Below are 19,223 nucleotides of genomic sequence, written 5' to 3' on the forward strand. Positions count from 1 at the left end.
TGTAACCGATGGTCTGGCAAAAGGGTGATAAATTACAGGGTGGGAGATAGGTTATAAAAAAAGTCCTGGTAGAATATTTGCAAATCCCTAAACCTGCATTTAGATCCACGAATTCTTTCCTAAACTCCCATTTATGCTACAATATAATCGAGTTCCAAAAATATAACTACATAAATATAAAAAAGATGAACAACCTATCAATTCCAGCGCAAACATTACAGGAAGCATGGGAAAAAGGTTTACAGCAAGGTTTAACCCAAGTTGCGGTAAATATGTTACGAGAAGGCATAGATTTAGATTTTATCGTCAAACTAACTGGACTGCCATTAGCAGTAGTTAAAAATTTACAAACTGTTGATATAGATGATGATAAAATATTAGTTAAAGAATTTTTAGAAATGAGTGAATCATCATTAAATAAAATTTGGCTTGAACCAGAAGAAGACGAAGCATGGAAGGATCTATAGAACATTTAATTAAAGGTGATGTGATATCTGTTCCTTTTCCTTTCTCTGATACATCTACCACAAAAAAACGACCAGCTTTAGTTATAACTGAATCGGACAATAATAATATTATAATTTGTCCTATTACCAGTAAACCAGGTAGAGATTATGAAATTAAGTTAGAAGATCAAGATTTTAGGGTTGGTAAATTAAATTTAAGTCCTTGCTATATTCGCCCTAATATTATTGCTACGGTTGATAAAAATAACGTAATTCGATACATTGGAAAACTCAAAGATGATAAACTTCATCAAGTGATTAGTACAATTATTGAAATTATAGAAAAGCCATCATCATCACCACCAGTATCAAAAGCTTGGGAAAGAAGCAAAAAACCAAAATGATGAAATACCTATATCCCCGACTTCTTTTTTGACTAATTAATGTTGTCATACATAAATTGATATGTTTTTTATGTATTCTTTAGAGGCAGAGCCTCTTATTAGCATTCCCAGTCTGAGACTGGGAACGAGAAATTATCTGCGTTTATCTGCGTTTAATTCTGAAAATCTTAATTTATCAAGTACAAAAATACTACCCAGATATCAAGTTAAGATTAAGAAGACTTTACACTTCTTAATTCTTAGGTAACATGGCGCGAGATTTACGGGGATTCATCAAAATTCTGGAAGAAAGAGGACAATTAAAGCGAATTTCGGCTTTAGTTGACCCAGATATGGAAATTGCAGAGATTTCCAACCGAATGCTGCAAAAAGGTGGCCCGGGTTTGTTGTTTGAAAACGTCAAAGGTGCATCCTTTCCCGTTGCGGTAAATTTAATGGGGACTGTGGAAAGGATATGCTGGGCTATGAATATGGAAAAACCAGAGGAGTTGGAAACCCTGGGGAAGAAGCTGAGTATGCTTCAGCAACCCAAACCACCAAAAAAGATTTCCCAAGCCATAGACTTCGGTAAAGTGCTGTTTGATGTTGTCAAAGCCAAACCGGGAAGAGACTTTTTCCCCGCTTGTCAGCAGGTGGTTGTGGAAGGTGAGGATTTAGATTTAAATAAGTTACCTTTGATACGTCCTTATCCGGGAGATGCCGGAAAAATTATTACGCTAGGATTGGTAATTACTAAGGATTGTGAGACGGGAACGCCAAATGTAGGTGTGTATCGTCTTCAACTGCAATCTAATAATACGATGACCGTACACTGGTTATCGGTGCGGGGTGGTGCGAGACATTTACGCAAAGCTGCCGAACGTGGTAAAAAATTAGAAGTGGCGATCGCTCTCGGTGTCGATCCTTTAATTATTATGGCAGCAGCCACACCCATTCCTGTAGACTTATCAGAATGGTTATTTGCTGGGCTTTATGGCGGTTCTGGAGTCCAATTAGCCAAGTGTAAAACAGTAGATTTGGAAGTACCCGCAGATTCAGAATTTGTCTTAGAAGGGACAATTACACCAGGGGAAGTTTTACCAGATGGCCCTTTTGGTGATCATATGGGTTATTACGGTGGTGTGGAAGATTCACCGTTAGTGCGGTTTCAGTGTATGACCCACCGCAAAGATCCGATTTATCTGACCACATTTAGCGGTCGTCCACCGAAAGAAGAAGCGATGATGGCGATCGCACTCAACCGCATCTATACCCCCATTTTACGCCAACAAGTATCAGAAATAGTCGATTTCTTCCTACCAATGGAAGCATTAAGTTACAAAGCAGCGATTATTTCCATAGATAAAGCTTATCCCGGACAAGCCCGACGAGCAGCTTTAGCTTTTTGGAGTGCATTACCCCAATTCACATACACCAAATTTGTCATCGTTGTTGATAAAGATATCAACATTCGTGATCCGCGTCAAGTCGTCTGGGCAATTAGTTCTAAAGTTGACCCTTCACGGGATGTATTCATATTACCAAATACCCCCTTTGACACCTTAGATTTTGCTAGTGAAAAACTCGGTTTAGGTGGGAGAATGGGAATTGATGCAACCACCAAAATTCCTCCAGAAACAGAACATGAATGGGGTGAACCATTAGAATCAGATGCTGAGGTTTCCGCAATGGTAGAAAGACGTTGGGCTGAATATGGTTTAGGAGATTTAAAACTAGGAGAAGTTGATCCAAATTTGTTTGGTTACGATATGTAAGTAATATCGAAACTTACCCCTTCCTGAAAAGCTACGATATACACAGTTCCTTACCCAGAAGTAGTTTTCAGCCATAAGAAAGAACATAAGATGGAAAATCCAGTTCCCCTCTTCGCTTGCGGGGAGGGGCTAAGGGTGGGGTGTTATAGCTGGAGGAAAACGGTTTGATCTCAAATTAAGCCTAATGAGCAAATCAAAGGAGGGAGATTTGATATTAATATTAAAAACCTGGGGAACATAACCGGATATAAATTTCTCGATTTTTATCGGTAAACGCCCTTCTTCCGTGCATGATTCTCGTATTATCAATCATGAGAATATCACCTTTTTGCCAGGAAATATTGGTAGTAAGTCTTTCTGCTATTGCATTCAATTCATCCATAAGTTCATTAGGAATTTTTGAATCATCATCAAACTTCAAAACATCAGGATTTAACTGCATCGCTGGTAAAAGGCTATTAATAAAAACCTGATATTTTCCACATCTGCTAGAGATAACTACTGGACAAAGATATTCCAAGACAATTGATTGATCTTCATATATAGTCAAATGTGTATTATTGCTTTTACACATTTCTTCTAACTCATTCACATCATCAGTTTTATATTTTTTCTGCCACTCATCTTTCTGCATTTTGGCAGTAAACTTTAGCTTCTTATGACGGAATAACTCCTTAGTTGAATTACTCAGTTCTGCAAAAAATTGCCTACCATCACACACAGTTGTTTCCCCATCTTGTGAAGCAGGATTAGCACAGAAAAACCATAACATCAAAGGAATATTTTTCTGATAGTACATTTCTCCATGCAACTTAATCTCTGTCTGGAAATCATTGACACTTAAAAGAGTATTATCTCCATTAATTACCCTTCTATTGAAAGCACCACCAGCATAATTTAAAAAATCAGTACTGAATAAATTGCTAAATTCTCTAAAAATGTCAGCATCAGTTGCAAATCCTCTAAATAGAAGAACCCCATATTCTTGATATAGGCTAATAATTGCTTCTCTGTCTATTTCCCAGATGCTTTTATTATCTACGTTAACAATTTGTTGACCTATTCTTTCGGAGACTGGTTGTGTGGTGATATTCATACTAATTAACAAATGTTTGTCAAAGTTAAGACTTACTGCTATCTGCAACTATAAGCTATAGCAAAAGCTTATACTCAATCTTATCATAGACTTTCATTTACAAGTATCTACAATAAGTCTTACCTGAAACAGATCAACCTACCAAATAAGGGAGATAGGGTGCTATCTATTTACGCAAATCACATATTTTCATACAATAAGTCAAACAAAATAACGCAGAACTATAATAAATGGATTGGATTACCCTGCTGCGATCGCTACAGTCTGACTTTCTGAAAAGGTTAACATCTGGTTGTCTCCTTCACTGTCAAACCCCAGGTGAACATAGTGAATTAACTATTATATCTGGAGAAAGATTAAAAGCATTAAGAGATTTTTGCTGGTTGATGGCGGAAAAATATAAGCGGACTTCCCCAGTTCGTGACGTTTTTATTAACAACCTTAAAGGTAAATTAGGTGAAGAAGTAGTTAAAGAGCGTTTAGCAAATTTTATTACTGAAGTTGATTATGAAAAACGTTTCGGTGGTGATGGTAAAAGTGATTTTACTCTCACTACAGACTCTTCTATTGGTGTGGAAGTCAAATCTCGTCATGGTACTTTTGATAAAGTTAGATGGTCAGTAGGTTCAGAAGAAGTACAAAAAAATGCGGTTATCGTCTGCATTTTGATTCAAGAAGAAGTGAATGAAGCCCAATCTAAATATCACCTTTTTTTAGCTGGGTTTCTCCCTACCCAAATGATTAAATTGAAAACGGGGAAAATTTCCTTTGGCATAAATCAATTGTTATATGCTGGAGGTTTATGGTGCTATCTAGAACAATTACAAGCTTCTACAAACCATAAAAATCAAGTTATTAAACCAAAATCACCCCTATTCCATCAGCAATTATTAAAACACCCTGCTTATGCAAAAATAGATAAATCTTCTGGACATGATTTAACTATTGATTATACACAAATAGGTGATGACCATTTTAAAAAAGGCGAGTACGTAGAAGCAGTTAATTACTATAATCAAGCATTGAAAATCAAATCTGACGATCCTGAAATTTATTACAAGCTAGGTTTAGTTCATTATGAATTAGGTGATTTTCAGATAGCAATTGCCAATTATACTCAGGCAATTAATATTAATATTCATGATGGCAAAGCTTACAATAAAAGAGGTTTAACATACTATCAATTAGATAATTATCAAGCAGCAATTGAAGATTACACCCAAGCAATTAGAATTAACCCTGACATCGCCATTAATTACAAAAACCGTGCTGAAGCTCGTTCTCGCATCGGTGATAATCAAGGAGCAATTGAAGATTACACTCAGGCAATTACAATTAATCCTGATTATGCCACTACTCATAAAAATCGAGGAATTGCTCCCTATCTTCTAGATAATCAGCAAAAGTTGATTCATACTAAAATTGCTCCCGATGATGCCATCGCTTATAAAAATAGAGGCAATACTCGTTCTGATTTAGGAGACTTGGACGGTGCAATTGCAGATTATACCCAGGCAATCCAAATTAATTCTAATTATACAGATGCTTATTATAACCGAGGTAATGTTCATTCAGATTTAGGAAAATATGAAGCAGCAATAGCCGATTTTAGCCAAGTAATTAAAATTAATTCTAATTATACAGATGCTTATTATAACCGAGGTAATGCGAGATTGGGAATAGGAGAAAAGCAAGGTGCAATTGAGGATTTTCAGAAAGCAGCAGACTTATATTGGAAAGCAGGAAAGTTAGAAGAACATAAAGATACGCGTGCCAGAATTTTAGATTTAGAAATCGAAAAATCCTTAGATATTTTAAACTTCTAATACCCAAATCCTCATCCTCTATTTCTCTAAAAAGTAGAGGAGCTTAGAATGTTATAGTAAAATTTATTATAGGAATAATATTTGATTTTTGCAATATACGTAGGTGGGCAATGCCCACCCTACGAGACTTAAAATTTTATGGCTACGCCACGCAAGCTATCAGATATTATTTATGATTCCTATATATTTGATCAAGCAAGTATTTGAATATGATTCTCAAATCAAAAAACTTTAGCTCTTTATTTGCCTTATTTTTCCTAGTCAGTACCACTTACTTTCATGATGTAGCCATAGCATCTGTACCACAACAGCAAGTTAATAGTCAAATTTCGCAACCACATCCAGTTTTTAAATCGATTCTGCCCCAATTAAAGAAAAAAACTCAAATCAAGATTTTATTACCTAAGTATGTGCCAGGATTGGAAGGAGAAAACCCTCTTTACGCCATTATCGAAACTGCGACAAAAAACAAGTACGAAATATTACTGGGTTTTAGCCCAGATTGTAATGGTGGTACTGCCTGTCGTTTCGGTGTAATTACTGGTGAAGCTATCAATAGCAAAACCCCTAAACTTACTGGTAAAGCTTTATTTTTAGGTAAAGGTATTACTGGCTATTTTGTAGATTTTCAATGTGGTGCTGGTTGTTCAGATGCTACCTTAACTTGGCGAAAAAACGGTGTGCAGTATGAGATTGGCTTAAAAGCAGGTAATCAGACTGAATTACTAGAAATGGTAAAGTCAGTAATTACACTCTAGTTAAAAAAGGAAATTGTATACAAAATAGGAGTTGCCATATACATAATGACGGTGATTGTAATCCGATGAATAACTCAATGATTTCTAGCCGCCAAGTAACAAAATATCTGCAATTTCCAGCATTATCAGTAATATTAGCTGCTAATTTAGGAATCACCGCCATAGATGCACCCGCTTTAGCCCAAACTACTCCAGTTTCATCTGTCAAGAACAGTGTGACCTTTACTTGCAACGACACAGAAGCGACAATCAAAGCTAAAAATGGAGCAAAGGTAACTGTTGGCACATCAACAATCTACATTGGTTATCAGCAAGTATCATCTAATAACAAAGACCCCCGCATCATCCGTTTTGATAAAGGTGTGAAAAAATGGTGTCGTAGCGACTACGAAACCACTGGTGATGATGGTAGTGGCTATGGACTGATTTGGAATGGAGGAAGTGTTTTATACGGCGTTTTCTCTTCCACTGGTAGCCAAACTGGTAATGATTTCCGGCGCTTTGCTACTGGCCGTTGGCTACCCAGCTATGGTAGTGGTGGCGGTGCAAAAGTAGCAGTTATAGCCCGGATTGACCCCGCTAATGGAAATGTCAATTATGCTACATTTCTCAGTGCCAGAAAGCCTAGTGATGGGAAAAGTAACTCTTTAATTGTTAAGGGACTGTCATGGAATGGCACTACTTTAACTGTACAGTCAGATTCTTGGTGGAGTCCCCGTCGTCCTAATAAAAATTCCATGACTTGTTCTGGTTCGTCACCTTTTTCATATAAAGCAGTATTCTCTGGTGACTTAAAAATAGTTAATTCGGCTTCAGCAACTGGATGTAGTTAAGCACGATAGCGAAGCTAAAAACCGAACTCAGGTTAATATCATGTCCGCCTAACGGGACTTAGGCAAAAAATCCTCCGCATAAGAGGGTCTCTCTGTCTCCGCGTCAGTCTAAATGATAAGTATTCAAACGCACATGATATAACCCCTCCTCGCTGTTTGGGAGAAGGGGTTGGTAAGTCAGTGAATTGTGGGGCTTTGCCCCGTTGTCGTAACAGGCGTATCGGGGTTGTTAATATCCGCCTTCTTCTTCGTACTCCGGTTGTCTTTCCTTCACCTTCTTGGGAATATTCACTGGTTTGGGTGCATCATCCCAAGCATCACCTTCGACATCATCATAATCGTCATAATCGTCGGTGTATGGCTTTTTGTAGGGTTGAACTTTTAGCGGTTCTTGATATTTATCTTGACCGCTTGCTTCACTCCAATTATCTTCTTCGTCTTCTTCGTATTGAATTGATTCGTACTGCCGCGCCTGCATTACCCGCCGCTGTGGTCTTTCTTCTTCTATATAGTCTTCAGTCCATTCTTCTTCCCGCGCTATAGGTTCAGGAGTGCGGACTTTGGGTCTAGGGGGCTGTAATGGTACTCCACTAGGTAGTTGATTGGCTGGTGAAACTGTACGTGGCGCAGAATAGCCATATTCTTCGTCGGCATCTCTCTCCCAAGGTGCTTTACCAATACCCAGCCGTTCTAGAATACCGACTGTCAACTGGTTAACTCGTTCTTCAGCACCTTCAAAGACAATTAACCGACTCGGACCAGTACTAACAATTTCGTCTATTGATATTTCGTAGGTACTCAAAAATTGGTCGGGTATTTGGGGAACTCCCAAAGCAGCGATGACGATGGAATAGATTTTACCAGTTTCTCCATTAAACTTAAAGCCTCGCACCTTACCCAGGACTTCGCCTGTTTCGGTAATAACTTCCCAGTTCATCAAGTTGCTGAGGGCTTCAACTTCAATATCTTCGATGACATCTTCGTTATCAACGAGGATGACATCACCGATTTGGTTGATGCTGTTGAGATACATTTGGCGAGGCAGTCCAGAGATAGAGATCAGGCTGTCTCGTAAACCAAGCGCCACAACCTCTCTTTGATCAATGTCAATCCAGACTTGACTCACGATACCCAGCCGTTTGCCGTTGTCGCGGGTGATTACCTGGGTGTTTAATATATCGGAACGTCTAATAACTTGTTCAGAGGTCATTCTATAGGTCGTCCTGTTCACTTAGCGTGCCGTAGGCAATCTCGAATCCGGTTTATGTATACACTATTTTTAACAGAAACTTAAGCTTATATATTAACTCAAGTTGTTAATTATCTATTTTAGGCTGGTAATTGGTAATTGGTAATTGGTAATTGGTAATATCTTTATCTGTTACCTGTTGCCTGTCACCTGCCACCTAATTTAATACCCAAAACTTGAGTATACGCTTCCCTGGCTTGAGTAACCCCAATTGTACGTTCGGCTGATTCTATCATTGGCCGACGTAAACTCACAACAATAAATTGAGCTTGTTATGCCTGTTGTTTAATCATTCTAGCTAATCGTTCGACGTTTGCTCCATCTAAAAACATATCTACTTCATCAAAAGGCGTACAATCTAGTCAAATTTTATTCAGCCCTAGCGATTCCTAGGTCGCGCTGTACGATCGCACTTTAGTCAACCTAACCTACGAGCGATTCCTAGGTCGCACTAGTTCCCTCTGGGACGCTTTGCGAACGCTATCGCACTTTATCAATTTCTCACACTGCTTTCGCTAGTGGCATGAATATTTCAACGGATTCAAACGGTACAGATATTTTGTCTTCTTCTGTCCGTTCAATTAATCCCAGTTCTTCCAGGCGATTTACGTCTGTGTGTACGTTTGAATAGTTTCTTTCGGCTGTTTTTGCCAGCGCGTAAATACTGCATGGCTCTATTTTGCTTAAAGTATCAAGCAAATCAAGTCGAGCAGGCGTTAGCTCGCTAAAAAGTGATTTTGCAGATTCAAATGAAAGTCTAAAATTTACTGGCTTTCCAATTTCGGAGTCTTTAATTTGTTGACGAGCGGCTCGGATTGCAGAACCACCTTTGGCTACTTCAATAATTGCTTTCATGATTCACTCCAGGTTTCAATGTCTTTTTCAAAATCGTCAAGCAATTTATCAATGCTTGTGAACTTATAATCTATTTCGTGTGAGTTTATATGTTTATGATCTCCTTTTCCGCGTTCGTTGTCATATCGAATTCTACATTTTCCATTCTGCCCGTAAAATAATCTGTATTTGTATTTATGTGTGCTTGGTGGTGTTGGTTCTGGTAATTCCCATATAACAACCTCGACGATTGATCCGTCGTCATTAACTTCTTTTGCTTTGGCGATTAGAGTGGCCTTCATATATTGCATTGTAGCAATATATTTAACTTCTGTCGAGTAGCAATATTATGATCCGAACGGCACAGTTGAGCGATAGCGCAAGCGCTGACTTGTCAATTCGCCGATTACACTTAACACCAATAGGCGCACTAGCGCTAATGAATAATCAAACTATCTCTGGTCATTTCTAAAAAATCATACGTCAAAAACAATTCGATTATTTGAGTAATATTTTGTAGAAAAAGTTGTTCAATTTGTTTGTTACTAATATTACCTGTCGTTATCATTAGTAGTTTATAAGGCTCTTGTTTGATTAAAAAAGAATCTAAAAAATCTTTATCCTTGGTAATAACAATTCTCTGTTCCAGGATTGATATTTTGTTGATTTCCGAATCTGGAGTTGCATTTTTTAAAGGAAGATTCTTGGTGTGTAAGCTGTTGTGCATTTAATTTGTACAAGTCTGGTGTGCAGGATGCCGACCCCACAGGATTTAACCATTTTAGGATTATCCAATTTAGGTGCGTAACAGCTTATAACATCACAACCTAAGTTCTCTAATGGCAATTCGCATTAGTAATTGAGCATCAATCAAGAACTTTATGAAACTAATTGGAAGATACTTTTAACTTGAGTGAGTCGAGTAGCAAAGCTGAGAACTGCTAAAATATCTTCGTATTCTAAATCATCATAATCTTCTAAAATATCATCAATATTCATGCCTGAACTCAAAAGTTCTAAAATCATTTCCACCGGATAGCGCAATCCACGAATACACGGTTTACCATGACAAATATCATGGTTAATTGTTATTCTATTTAATAGAAGGTTATTCATGATATTAGATGTTATGTTGGCACTAAATTAATTCTACTTGATTTTTCGAGTTCTATGAAAATGGAAAAAATCGAACCGAAAGTCAGCGTTGCGCGATTACTAGGAAGTGCTTCGCGATCGCATTTGGTCGAGTTATAAATAGCGATCGCACTTAGTCAAGGTGTAAATGGCAAACTGACAAAAGCCCTTTGGGAATCTAAGAAACAGTCTTTGCGGTTGATACCAAAACAGTGTTAGCTATTACCATCTATTTAGACGCGGAGATTAAAATTAAGTATTCATAGTTCCGTCACTGTCCACTGTAACCCTTGCATCTGGGTAGACTCAACGACTTTTGGATGCGGATCAATTGGTTTGATTAGACTTCTCAATTTAAGCTGTACCTTTGAAGGGTCAATAGCACGTGGAAATAACTTTGAAGTTTTTACTGGCTGCTCAAGATGCAAAACAACACGCAACTGTTGACCTCTTAAAACTTCCGTAGCAAAATGACTTTCGGAAGTATTCGATGCGTTAATCTTGGCAGGCAACATGGACGCAAGGGTATACAAGACTTTTTGCACTACTTCATCTGCTAAATCTATGGTTTTAGTCCGAGGATGCTGTCTATAGTCCTTGGCTTCAATTAACCATATCACCTGACTCTCAATTGCGAGAAGATCAACTGCTTTAATTCCAGGCGACATCTTAGAGAACTGGTGACGATAAAAAGCCCATTCATCGTACTTGCAAACTTTCCATGAATCGGGAAAGGTAAATATCAAGCTATCAACTGGGATCTTTGTCACACTCAAACCCCACTACTGATAAAGCGATCAGATTGAGCAAGCTCTTCGTCCAGTGTTGTAATATCGCCAATTTCGTCAATTGCATCTCCTTGGTTGACTACAACACCGTCATCTGAAAAGTGCAAACCAAAGAATCGTGAGTTGAGTTCAATATTTTGCTTATCTGTCATTAATATTTCAAGCTCACGCAACAGAAATAAACTGTGAGTAGCAATAAATACTTGAATACCTGTTTTACTTAGATTCACGATGCTTTGAGCTACTTGTTTGATCAGAAGTGGATTGAGATTTGCTTCAGGCTCATCCCAGAATAAGAAACCTTTGTCCATTAATACCCCAGTGGCAATTAAACGCGCCAACATTGCTAGTTTACGCTGGCCTTCTGCAACAAGTGGCATCTCAAAGCGACCGCGCTCATTCTTCAAATAAAAACGCCCATTCTTATCTAGCTCAATTGAGCCACCCATTGCTTGTTCAAGTGGAGTTAACAATTCTTGAATTCTTTTCTCTTTAGTCCCTCGCTGTAAAGGAGCGCCTAGAAGTATACAAGTATCTCGCCAAGTCTCTTCAAATTCAAGGTAATGGCCTTCGTACACTGAAACAAAGTTTGGGAAAATACTGAGTAACTCACGAGTTGGGATATAAGCTGGAGAACTGTCAAGCCAAGCCTTGGGAACTTGCTCTATTAGTACCTCTGTTTTACTGTTTGTAGAGAAGCTAAATTCAAAATTGAACTGTTTATCTTCAAATAAGAGTTTAATGTCACATCTCTCACGTCCTTGCTTTCTTCTAGTCAGTCGGCCAAGAGATTCTGGACGAAAAACATTGATAAGCTTGTCTGCTAGACGAGTTTGCAATAAAGCTTTTGTTGGTGTAATGCTTGTGGGTTTGCGGCTTTCTTCCCAACTGGTTGCAAGTGCTGAATAGGCGACTTTAAGAAGATGTGTTTTTCCCGATCCATTTTCTCCAACTATTACATTTAGATATTTAGAGAATTGGAGATTTGCACTAGGAAAAACTGTGAAGTTTTTAATATTTAGATTATTTAGCATAAGTAGGTAGGCGTTAAAAATTGTCGTTATGGCAAGGCAAGAGGCAAAAGGCAACGTACTCTTCCGACACCATTGCACAAATTATTCATTTATGATCAGAATTTAATTCCGCGCTTTTTCAATAATTTTTTAATAGATTTGTCTTTAATCGCAAAATCATATAATTCTTGACTGTATCTATATATTTCATCTATATTATCTTTTATATCTTGGTTAAAATTTTCCATTACATTTTGATTTGGAATAAGATTATTGAAATACAGTGTTGAAATTCCTAGAACATTGTTGAAGAGTTCTTGAGAATCAATTTCCAGTTTAGGGAAGTCATCTTTAACATTATCATAAAAATAGTCAATAATATTAAATATTCTCACTAACGGATGGGGGTGTGAGAATTGCTTTGTATAAAAATCTTGCTTATTGATAGTATATTCTTGGTTGAATTGATTCATGACTCCAAAATAAAATAGATTTTTTGTAATGACTATACTTGCCAAGGCAATGTAAAACAAACACTTAAGTTTTTCATTATCCTTGTTTTTCAGGTTTGTATACACACTAAATGCGTACTTTAATACCTCATAAGATGCCATTCTATCTGCATCAAATTCCCATGTATGTTTCTTTAGGTTAAAATCATTATTTATAATATCTAAGTTTTCTGAATATAAGGCATCCTTAGATATTTTGGAGCTATTAAACTGTAAAATATGCTGAAATTCATGACCAAAGGTATATTCAATTGAGCAATTCAACACGAATTCATTCAATTTAAAGTTTTGGTCTTCATGGAGATCACAATAAGCATCTGAGATAGATTTTTTGTTAAGAAAGGCAATACATAGGCTGTTTGAAAAAAAATTATCATTAAACTTGTCTTTTATTAAGACAGGGTATCCATTAGTAATTCCTATAATATTGTGATTTTCAATTCTTCCTGCAAAAGCATTGCATCTATAGCTGTTGCTTATGTAGAAAAAGCAATTATCTAGATGAAATATGTCAGCCTTACATTGATATAATTCCTGAAATTTATTTTCAAAATAGTTATAAGTATCTATCAAGTCTGTATCTAGTTCTTGATAATCAAATACTTTAATTATTCCTTTTTCAATAAGAATTTCTTTTATGTCGTCCATGTGTTTTGTATTTTATTTTACAATATCATGGTTGAATTGAGTGACAGGCGATGCCTAACGGTAAGGCTAAAACCAATACTCCCAACTCAAAATCAAAATATTTTCCAATCCAATGCTCTTTTATAGATCCATCGCTTCACAATTATATATCTTACGCAATTCTGCGGAATGCTTCAATGGTCAGATGATTGTAACTTAATACCCAAAACTTGAGTATATGCGCCTCTAGCTTGAGTTACACCTATTGTTCTCTGTGCCGACTCTATCATCGGACGGCGCAAACTCACTACAATAAACTGTGCCTGTTCCGCCTGTTGTTTAATCATTTTCGCTAACCGTTCCACATTTGCACCATCGAGAAACATATCTACTTCGTCAAAGGCGTAAAATGGGGATGGACGATAGCGTTGCAGGGAAAAGATAAAACTTAAGGCAGTTAAGGATTTTTCACCTCCTGACATAGAAGCAAGACGCTGTACCGGTTTACCTTTGGGGTGTGCGACTAGGTTTAAACCACTGTTAAAGGGATCTTCGGGATTATCAAGTTGTAAATAACCATCACCGTCGGAAAGTGTGGCGAAAATTGATTGAAAGTTCTCATTTACTGCGTCGAAAGCTTCTTTAAAAGCCATTTGTCGCAAGGTGGTAAAGTTTTCAATTCGTAAAAGTAATTCTGTGCGTTCTGCTTCTAATGTCGTTAATTTATCGGTAAGTTCTTGGAGACGACTTTGGACTTTATCATGGTCTTCCAACGCTAACATATTTACAGGTTCCATTGCCTGTAAGCGTTTGGACAAACTTCGCAATTCTTTCTGCAATTCGTCTAAATCGACTTGATTAGGAACTTCGGGGAGGGGATTTGGTAATTCTGCACCTAATTCTCGCAATTGGGTTTGTAAAGCTGCTAATTCTTCCCGTCGCTTCTGCTGGATTTCTTGCAGTTTTTCAATTTCCCATTGTAATTGTTGTTGACGCAATAAGAGCGATCGCACTTCTGTTTCTGTTCCATCCCGTTTTCGCTTCTCTTCCCCTAAATTCTCCTCCATTTTCCGCAAACTAGCTTGAGTTTCAGCTATCAGAGTGCTGAGTGCTGAGTACTGAGTGCTGAGGGAAGTAAGCTGATTTTGCTGACTTTCTTGTTCTTGCTGAGATTGTAAAACCCGCGTTTGCGCTTCTTGGATTTTTTCTTGTAAACGCTGTTGTTGATTTTCGAGATTTTTCAATCTTTGTTCGGCTTCTCTTAAATCACTTTCTTTTTGTCGCAATTGTTGCTCTTGAGTTTTAATGACGGCTTGGATTTGTTGCCATTCACTAGGTGTTTGGGAAGCTTCCAACTCTGATAAAGTATGTCTTAATTGTTGCAGTTGTGATTCTTGTCCTGGTAATTCCCGATCTAAAACTTCCAGACGAGATTGTGCAGTGGTGAATTTTTCGGTATTTTGGGAAAGTTGAGCGCGTGTATTTGCCAATTGCGCTGTTAAACTCTTAATATCTTTTTGCAACTGTTCCAACTGTAACTGCTGTTCTCGTCTTGCTTGTCGCGCTTCCGTCAGTTCTTGAGTTAGAGTTTTGGTGCGAATTGCTAAAGTAGAAATTGCTTCTCCACAACGTTCTAAAACACGTTCAATATCTACCAAGCGAGTTTTTAAATTAACGACTTCGTCAGATTCGGCTGCTTCCCCAGTTCCAAAACGCAACGCTGAACGCTGAGTATTACTTCCCCCAGTCATTGCACCGCTAGTTTCTAACAATTCCCCTTGTAAAGTGACAATACGATATAAACCTAACTGCTTTCGCGCTTGTGCGAGACTGGCAAAAACCACTGTATTCCCAAAAACATAGTTAAACACATCTCGATAACGGCGATCGCACTCTACCAAATTAGCAGCATAATTCACAAAACCATCGGCAAAACGCAAAGTTGCATCTTGGACAGATTTAGGTGCTTGAATTTTATTCAAAGGTAAAAAAGTTGCTCTACCGGCGCGTTTTTGTTTCAGCAGTTCAATTCCCGCCGAGGCAATACTATCATCTTCCACCACAATATGTCCCAAACGTCCACCAGCAGAGATTTCCAACGCCAACTGATAACGAGGATCTACCGTTCCCAACTGTACAACCAAACCACACAATCCCGGCATTCCCGACTGTAAAATTACCTTACTGGCTTGTGTTCCTTGTACCTCTTGCTGTGCTTGAGTCTGTGCTTCTAATTTATCTAATTGACGTTGCTTTTCTCGCTGTTCTTGCAAAAGACGCTTTTGGGTTTCTTGTTGAATTTGCAATTCTTGTTCAGTCGCGGCGAGATTTTCAGCTAAATTTTGGATAGGTTGACTAGAAGCATTAAATTCCGTTTCCACCCGTAAACCTTCAGCTTGCTTTGCTGTCAATTCAGGTTCTAAACTAGCAATTAGCTGAGATTGTTCAGAAATCAGTTGCTGTAATTGAGTATTTCGTTCTTGTAATTGCGCTTGTTCAGTGCGTTGGGGTTCAAGAGTTTGCAGCAAAACTTCAATTTGGCGATTTAAAGCCGTTTGTTGCTGAACCCAAGCTTCCGAAGCGGTAGCAATTTCCGCAGCAGCAGCGCGAGAAGATTCTAAAGCTTGCTGAGTTTCATTTTGTTCTGTTTGTAAAGACGTTACTTGCAACGTTTCTACATTTTGTTGTTGTGCTGCTTGTTCTAAAGAAAGCTGATATTGTTGAATATCTTGATGAGATTGATGTAAACGCCTTGCAGATTCTGCTATGGATGTTTCCAAATCCTTTTGCTGACGTTGGAGTTGCTTGCGTTCAGCTTCTTGAGTAGCCAGAGAAGCTTGTACCGCCAAAAGTTCCTCCTCACCCAAAGCTTTAACACGGATATTGAGTTCCTCAAGTTCAGCAGTTTTTTGAGTAATTTCTGCGTTAACCGTTGTTAGTTGGGTAGTGAAATCGGTAAAATTGCGATCGCTATTTTGAATTTGCGCGGTTAACTTTTCCTGCTGTGCTTGAAGAGAACGCCAAGATAGAACCGCTTCCCAAGACTGCTTATGTAGAAACTCCGTTTTTAGCTTTTGATACCTTTCAGCCTTAGCTTTATCTTGTGAAAGGCGATCGCGCTGTACAGTTAATTCAGTCTCAATAATCCGACAACTGTCTTCCTTTTCCTTCACCTCATCCAAAGTAGCCTTAGCTTGACGAATCTTCCTATCAAACGTAGCCACCCCAGCCAACTCATCAATAATTTCCCGACGTTCCCGCGCATTCATCGAAATAATGCTAGTCACATCACCCTGCAACACCACATTATACCCCTCAGGATAAACCCGCAGGTCACTCAATTGCTCATGTAACTCAGTCAGAGTACAAGCAACACCATTAATATAATAATTCGACGTATAAGTTCCTTGATGAGTAACCCGTAACCGCCGAGTCACACTCCACTCACTTGGGGACTGGGAATTATTCTCCTCTTCCTCCTCCCTCTGTGCCTCTGCGCCTCTGCGTGAGACATCAGAAATATCAAAAGTCACCGTCACACTAGCTTCCAGCGCCGAACGTCCCTTATGCTTTTGAGCATTATTTACCAAATCCGGTAAACGTTCAGCCCGCATACCCTTAGAACTAGCGAGTCCCAAACAAAACAGCAAAGCATCGAGAATATTAGATTTACCCGAACCATTCGGTCCAGATATGACAGTACACCCCGGCAGCAAAGGGACAGAAGTAGTGCCGCCGAAGGATTTGAAGTTCGTAAGTTCAACGCGCTTGACGTACACCATAGGCGCTGGTTAACCGATGTTCAAAGAACAAGTGTATCAATTATTTTAATATTCGCAACTACGAATCACAAAGAATTTTATTCATGGAGTCAGGGAACAGAAAGACAATGTGTATAATTAATTTTTATCACGCAGAGGAGCCAGTGCGTTGGGGAGACAGCGCCGTGGGCGGGTTTCCCGACTTGAGGCGACTGTCGTCGGGTTTCCCGCGTTGTAGCAACTGGCGTAGCGCAGAGAACGCGGAGAGGAAGATTAAAATAATTCATAAATGATTAGGTATAACAAGAATATGTTAGAAGAAATACCGATAATTATTGCTGAAGATGTTCATAAATGGTATGGTAAATTTCACGTTCTCCAGGGTGCAAGTTTAACTGTTAATCGGGGCGAAGTGGTTGTTTTGATGGGGCCATCAGGTTCTGGTAAATCTACTTTTATTCGCACTTTTAACGCTTTAGAAGCATATCAACAAGGGAAAATTACTATTGATGGTATTACTATCAGCAAGGATTTAAGAAATATTGACACCATTCGCCAAGAAGTAGGCATGGTATTTCAACAATTCAATTTATTTCCCCATTTAACAGTTCTGCAAAATATTACTTTAGCACCGATTTGGGTACGTCATTTGTCGAAGCAAAAAGCTGAAGAATTGGCAATGCAACTGTTAGAAAGAGTTGGCATTTTAGAACAAGCACAAAAATATCCAGGACAGTTATCTGGTGGACAACAACAACGAGTAGCCATAGCCCGTGCTTTAGCCATGCAACCCAAAATTATGCTATTTGATGAACCCACTTCAGCTTTAGATCCAGAAATGGTCAGAGAAGTATTAGATGTGATGCGAAATCTTGCCCGTGATGGAATGACAATGGTAGTCGTTACCCATGAAGTCGGATTTGCGCGTGAAGTCGCAGATCGAGTTATTCTCATGGATAGCGGTTCTTTAGTTGAATCAGCTACCCCAGAAACCTTTTTTACTAATCCTCAAGAAGAAAGAACGCGCAAGTTTTTATCACAGATTCTCTAACCAATATTCTGCGGAGAATTTACAGCAGATGGGAGCATCCCAATTTTGTAAAAATGCAGAATAAGTATCTGAGAACTCTCTTCTTTCTTCTTACCTTCGCGTCCTACCCTTTGGGAAGCCACCCTTCGGGTGTCTATGCGTCTTTGCGGTTCGTTCATTTCATGTCTTATTTAACCAATTCTGGGGGTTTAATTCCCCTGCCTCTACAGGCAGCAAGTTTTGTGGCGGGGTCTAAATCCCCGTTGCAAAACTTAATTACGAATTACGAATTACGAATTACGAATTATTTTAATTCTGATGAAGGAAAAAGTAGGTAGTCATGCTGAAAGCAACTACCATCACAAATTTCCGCACCAAGCCAGGATCTAGTTTTCGGGAATAATTAGCGCATAAGTAACCACCAAGGGAACCGCCAACCGCCATCAATATAGCTTGATGCCAAACTATCAAACCCGCAACCATAAAGGGAATAATGGCGATACCATTGATACAACTGCCGAGAAAGGCTTTAAAGGCATTCATGGCGTGAATATTTTTGATACCTAAAAAGGTGAGGGTGGCCAACATTAAGATTCCTAAACCTGCACCAAAGAAACCACCATAAATTGCGATCGCTAGTTGAGCAAGTGAGAGAATAAATAAAGGTGGAGATTCTGATGATGAATTTTTGCTCTGAAGTTGAAGCCATTTCTTCAAAGGTTCGCTAAATGTAAATATTAGCGTTGCTGACAGTAACAAGTATGGAAGCAACTTTTTAAACACATCTGGTGATGTATATAACAAAGCCACAGAACCAATCACCCCACCAACTAAACTTATAGCCGCTAGTACCAACAATTCTCGCCTTTCAATGCTCAAATCTCGACGATAGGCTCCCGCACTGGCTACAGCTGCTATCCAAAGAGCAGTATTATTTGTGGCATTGGCGGTAATTGGTGGCATACCTGTAAATATCAGGGTGGGGAATGTAATAAAACTTCCACCTCCTGCTACAGCATTGAGTCCACCTGCAATAAACGCGGTACTAAAGAGAAGCAAGCTATGGATAATTGTTAAATTATGCGGCATTATTTCTAAGTAATTACAGCAGATTGAAAGTTGCAGGAGGCATAAACTGAAAATCCAAAATCTACAATT

At 38.6% G+C, this 19,223-nt stretch carries 19 protein-coding genes and 1 pseudogene; 7 read left to right on the forward strand and 13 right to left on the reverse strand.

What is annotated here, in order from left to right:
* Window positions 1-185: 185 nt before the first annotated feature.
* From H6G59_RS09905 to H6G59_RS09915, 3 genes are all read left to right on the forward strand, one after another.
* Window positions 186-467 carry a hypothetical protein gene (locus H6G59_RS09905; protein WP_190713924.1) on the forward strand — a complete coding sequence of 94 codons (282 nt, stop codon included), beginning with the start codon at window positions 186-188 and terminating at the stop codon, window positions 465-467.
* A complete protein-coding gene (locus H6G59_RS09910) occupies window positions 452-850 on the forward strand; it encodes a type II toxin-antitoxin system PemK/MazF family toxin (protein ID WP_190713926.1) in 399 nt (132 codons plus the stop codon). The genes H6G59_RS09905 and H6G59_RS09910 overlap by 16 nt, the downstream gene beginning before the upstream one ends.
* Before the next feature lie 248 nt (window positions 851-1,098).
* Window positions 1,099-2,604 carry a UbiD family decarboxylase gene (locus H6G59_RS09915; protein ID WP_190713928.1) on the forward strand — a complete coding sequence of 502 codons (1,506 nt, stop codon included), beginning with the start codon at window positions 1,099-1,101 and terminating at the stop codon, window positions 2,602-2,604.
* Window positions 2,605-2,824: 220 nt separating this feature from the next.
* Here H6G59_RS09915 and H6G59_RS09920 read toward each other — a convergent pair whose 3' ends face one another.
* Window positions 2,825-3,700 carry a TauD/TfdA family dioxygenase gene (locus H6G59_RS09920; protein WP_190713930.1) on the reverse strand — a complete coding sequence of 292 codons (876 nt, stop codon included), beginning with the start codon at window positions 3,698-3,700 and terminating at the stop codon, window positions 2,825-2,827.
* A 230-nt stretch (window positions 3,701-3,930) separates the two neighbouring features.
* Between H6G59_RS09920 and H6G59_RS09925 the strand changes: the two genes are divergently transcribed.
* The 3 genes from H6G59_RS09925 to H6G59_RS09935 all read left to right on the forward strand — a co-directional run bounded on the left by H6G59_RS09925 (window position 3,931) and on the right by H6G59_RS09935 (window position 7,117).
* The gene (locus tag H6G59_RS09925; RefSeq protein WP_190713931.1) at window positions 3,931-5,526 is read left to right on the forward strand and encodes a tetratricopeptide repeat protein; all 1,596 of its coding nucleotides are present in this window, start codon (window positions 3,931-3,933) and stop codon (window positions 5,524-5,526) included.
* A 209-nt stretch (window positions 5,527-5,735) separates the two neighbouring features.
* A complete protein-coding gene (locus tag H6G59_RS09930) occupies window positions 5,736-6,284 on the forward strand; it encodes a hypothetical protein (protein WP_190713933.1) in 549 nt (182 codons plus the stop codon).
* A gap of 65 nt (window positions 6,285-6,349) precedes the next feature.
* A complete protein-coding gene (locus tag H6G59_RS09935; protein WP_190713936.1) occupies window positions 6,350-7,117 on the forward strand; it encodes a hypothetical protein in 768 nt (255 codons plus the stop codon).
* A 229-nt stretch (window positions 7,118-7,346) separates the two neighbouring features.
* Here the strand turns inward: H6G59_RS09935 and H6G59_RS09940 are convergent, their stop codons facing one another.
* The 10 genes and pseudogenes from H6G59_RS09940 to smc all read right to left on the reverse strand — a co-directional run bounded on the left by H6G59_RS09940 (window position 7,347) and on the right by smc (window position 17,056).
* Window positions 7,347-8,327, reverse strand: a complete 981-nt coding sequence (locus H6G59_RS09940; RefSeq protein ID WP_190713937.1) for a PRC-barrel domain-containing protein — start codon at window positions 8,325-8,327, stop codon at window positions 7,347-7,349.
* A 185-nt stretch (window positions 8,328-8,512) separates the two neighbouring features.
* Window positions 8,513-8,713: pseudogene (locus H6G59_RS27330) on the reverse strand (hypothetical protein); the annotation flags it as partial.
* Window positions 8,714-8,867: 154 nt separating this feature from the next.
* Window positions 8,868-9,221: an HVO_A0114 family putative DNA-binding protein gene (locus tag H6G59_RS09950; RefSeq protein ID WP_015081437.1), complete on the reverse strand. Its 354-nt coding sequence runs from the start codon at window positions 9,219-9,221 to the stop codon at window positions 8,868-8,870.
* Entirely contained in the window at window positions 9,218-9,502 is a 285-nt protein-coding gene (locus H6G59_RS09955; RefSeq protein ID WP_242038840.1) for a toxin-antitoxin system TumE family protein, read from the reverse strand. Before H6G59_RS09955 ends, H6G59_RS09950 begins: the two co-directional genes overlap by 4 nt.
* A 134-nt stretch (window positions 9,503-9,636) precedes the next feature.
* On the reverse strand, window positions 9,637-9,927 hold the full coding sequence (locus tag H6G59_RS09960; protein ID WP_242038841.1) for a DUF5615 family PIN-like protein: 291 nt from the start codon (window positions 9,925-9,927) through the stop codon (window positions 9,637-9,639).
* Between the two features lie 152 nt (window positions 9,928-10,079).
* Window positions 10,080-10,316 (reverse strand): DUF433 domain-containing protein, encoded by a 237-nt coding sequence (locus H6G59_RS09965; RefSeq protein WP_190713940.1) that lies wholly within the window; start codon window positions 10,314-10,316, stop codon window positions 10,080-10,082.
* 278 nt (window positions 10,317-10,594) lie between these two features.
* Window positions 10,595-11,002, reverse strand: a complete 408-nt coding sequence (locus H6G59_RS09970; protein ID WP_199332006.1) for a hypothetical protein — start codon at window positions 11,000-11,002, stop codon at window positions 10,595-10,597.
* A 104-nt stretch (window positions 11,003-11,106) separates the two neighbouring features.
* A complete protein-coding gene (locus H6G59_RS09975) occupies window positions 11,107-12,156 on the reverse strand; it encodes an AAA family ATPase (RefSeq protein ID WP_190713942.1) in 1,050 nt (349 codons plus the stop codon).
* Window positions 12,157-12,251: 95 nt separating this feature from the next.
* On the reverse strand, window positions 12,252-13,295 hold the full coding sequence (locus tag H6G59_RS09980; protein WP_190713944.1) for a hypothetical protein: 1,044 nt from the start codon (window positions 13,293-13,295) through the stop codon (window positions 12,252-12,254).
* A gap of 173 nt (window positions 13,296-13,468) precedes the next feature.
* Window positions 13,469-17,056, reverse strand: a complete 3,588-nt coding sequence (smc, locus tag H6G59_RS09985; protein ID WP_190713946.1) for a chromosome segregation protein SMC — start codon at window positions 17,054-17,056, stop codon at window positions 13,469-13,471.
* Between the two features lie 289 nt (window positions 17,057-17,345).
* On the opposite strand from smc, the gene H6G59_RS09990 reads away from it, so the two are divergent.
* The gene (locus tag H6G59_RS09990; RefSeq protein WP_190713948.1) at window positions 17,346-18,086 is read left to right on the forward strand and encodes an amino acid ABC transporter ATP-binding protein; all 741 of its coding nucleotides are present in this window, start codon (window positions 17,346-17,348) and stop codon (window positions 18,084-18,086) included.
* On the opposite strand, the gene H6G59_RS09995 is transcribed toward H6G59_RS09990, so the two are convergent.
* Together H6G59_RS09995 and H6G59_RS10000 are read right to left on the reverse strand one after the other, a co-directional pair.
* A complete protein-coding gene (locus H6G59_RS09995; protein ID WP_190713950.1) occupies window positions 18,083-18,244 on the reverse strand; it encodes a hypothetical protein in 162 nt (53 codons plus the stop codon). The two genes, H6G59_RS09990 and H6G59_RS09995, sit on opposite strands and share 4 nt — an antisense overlap.
* Window positions 18,245-18,374: 130 nt before the next feature.
* Window positions 18,375-19,154, reverse strand: a complete 780-nt coding sequence (locus tag H6G59_RS10000) for a sulfite exporter TauE/SafE family protein (protein ID WP_190713952.1) — start codon at window positions 19,152-19,154, stop codon at window positions 18,375-18,377.
* Window positions 19,155-19,223 lie beyond the last annotated feature (69 nt).

This window comes from Anabaena lutea FACHB-196 (assembly GCF_014698305.1).
Taxonomy (GTDB): domain Bacteria; phylum Cyanobacteriota; class Cyanobacteriia; order Cyanobacteriales; family Nostocaceae; genus Anabaena; species Anabaena lutea.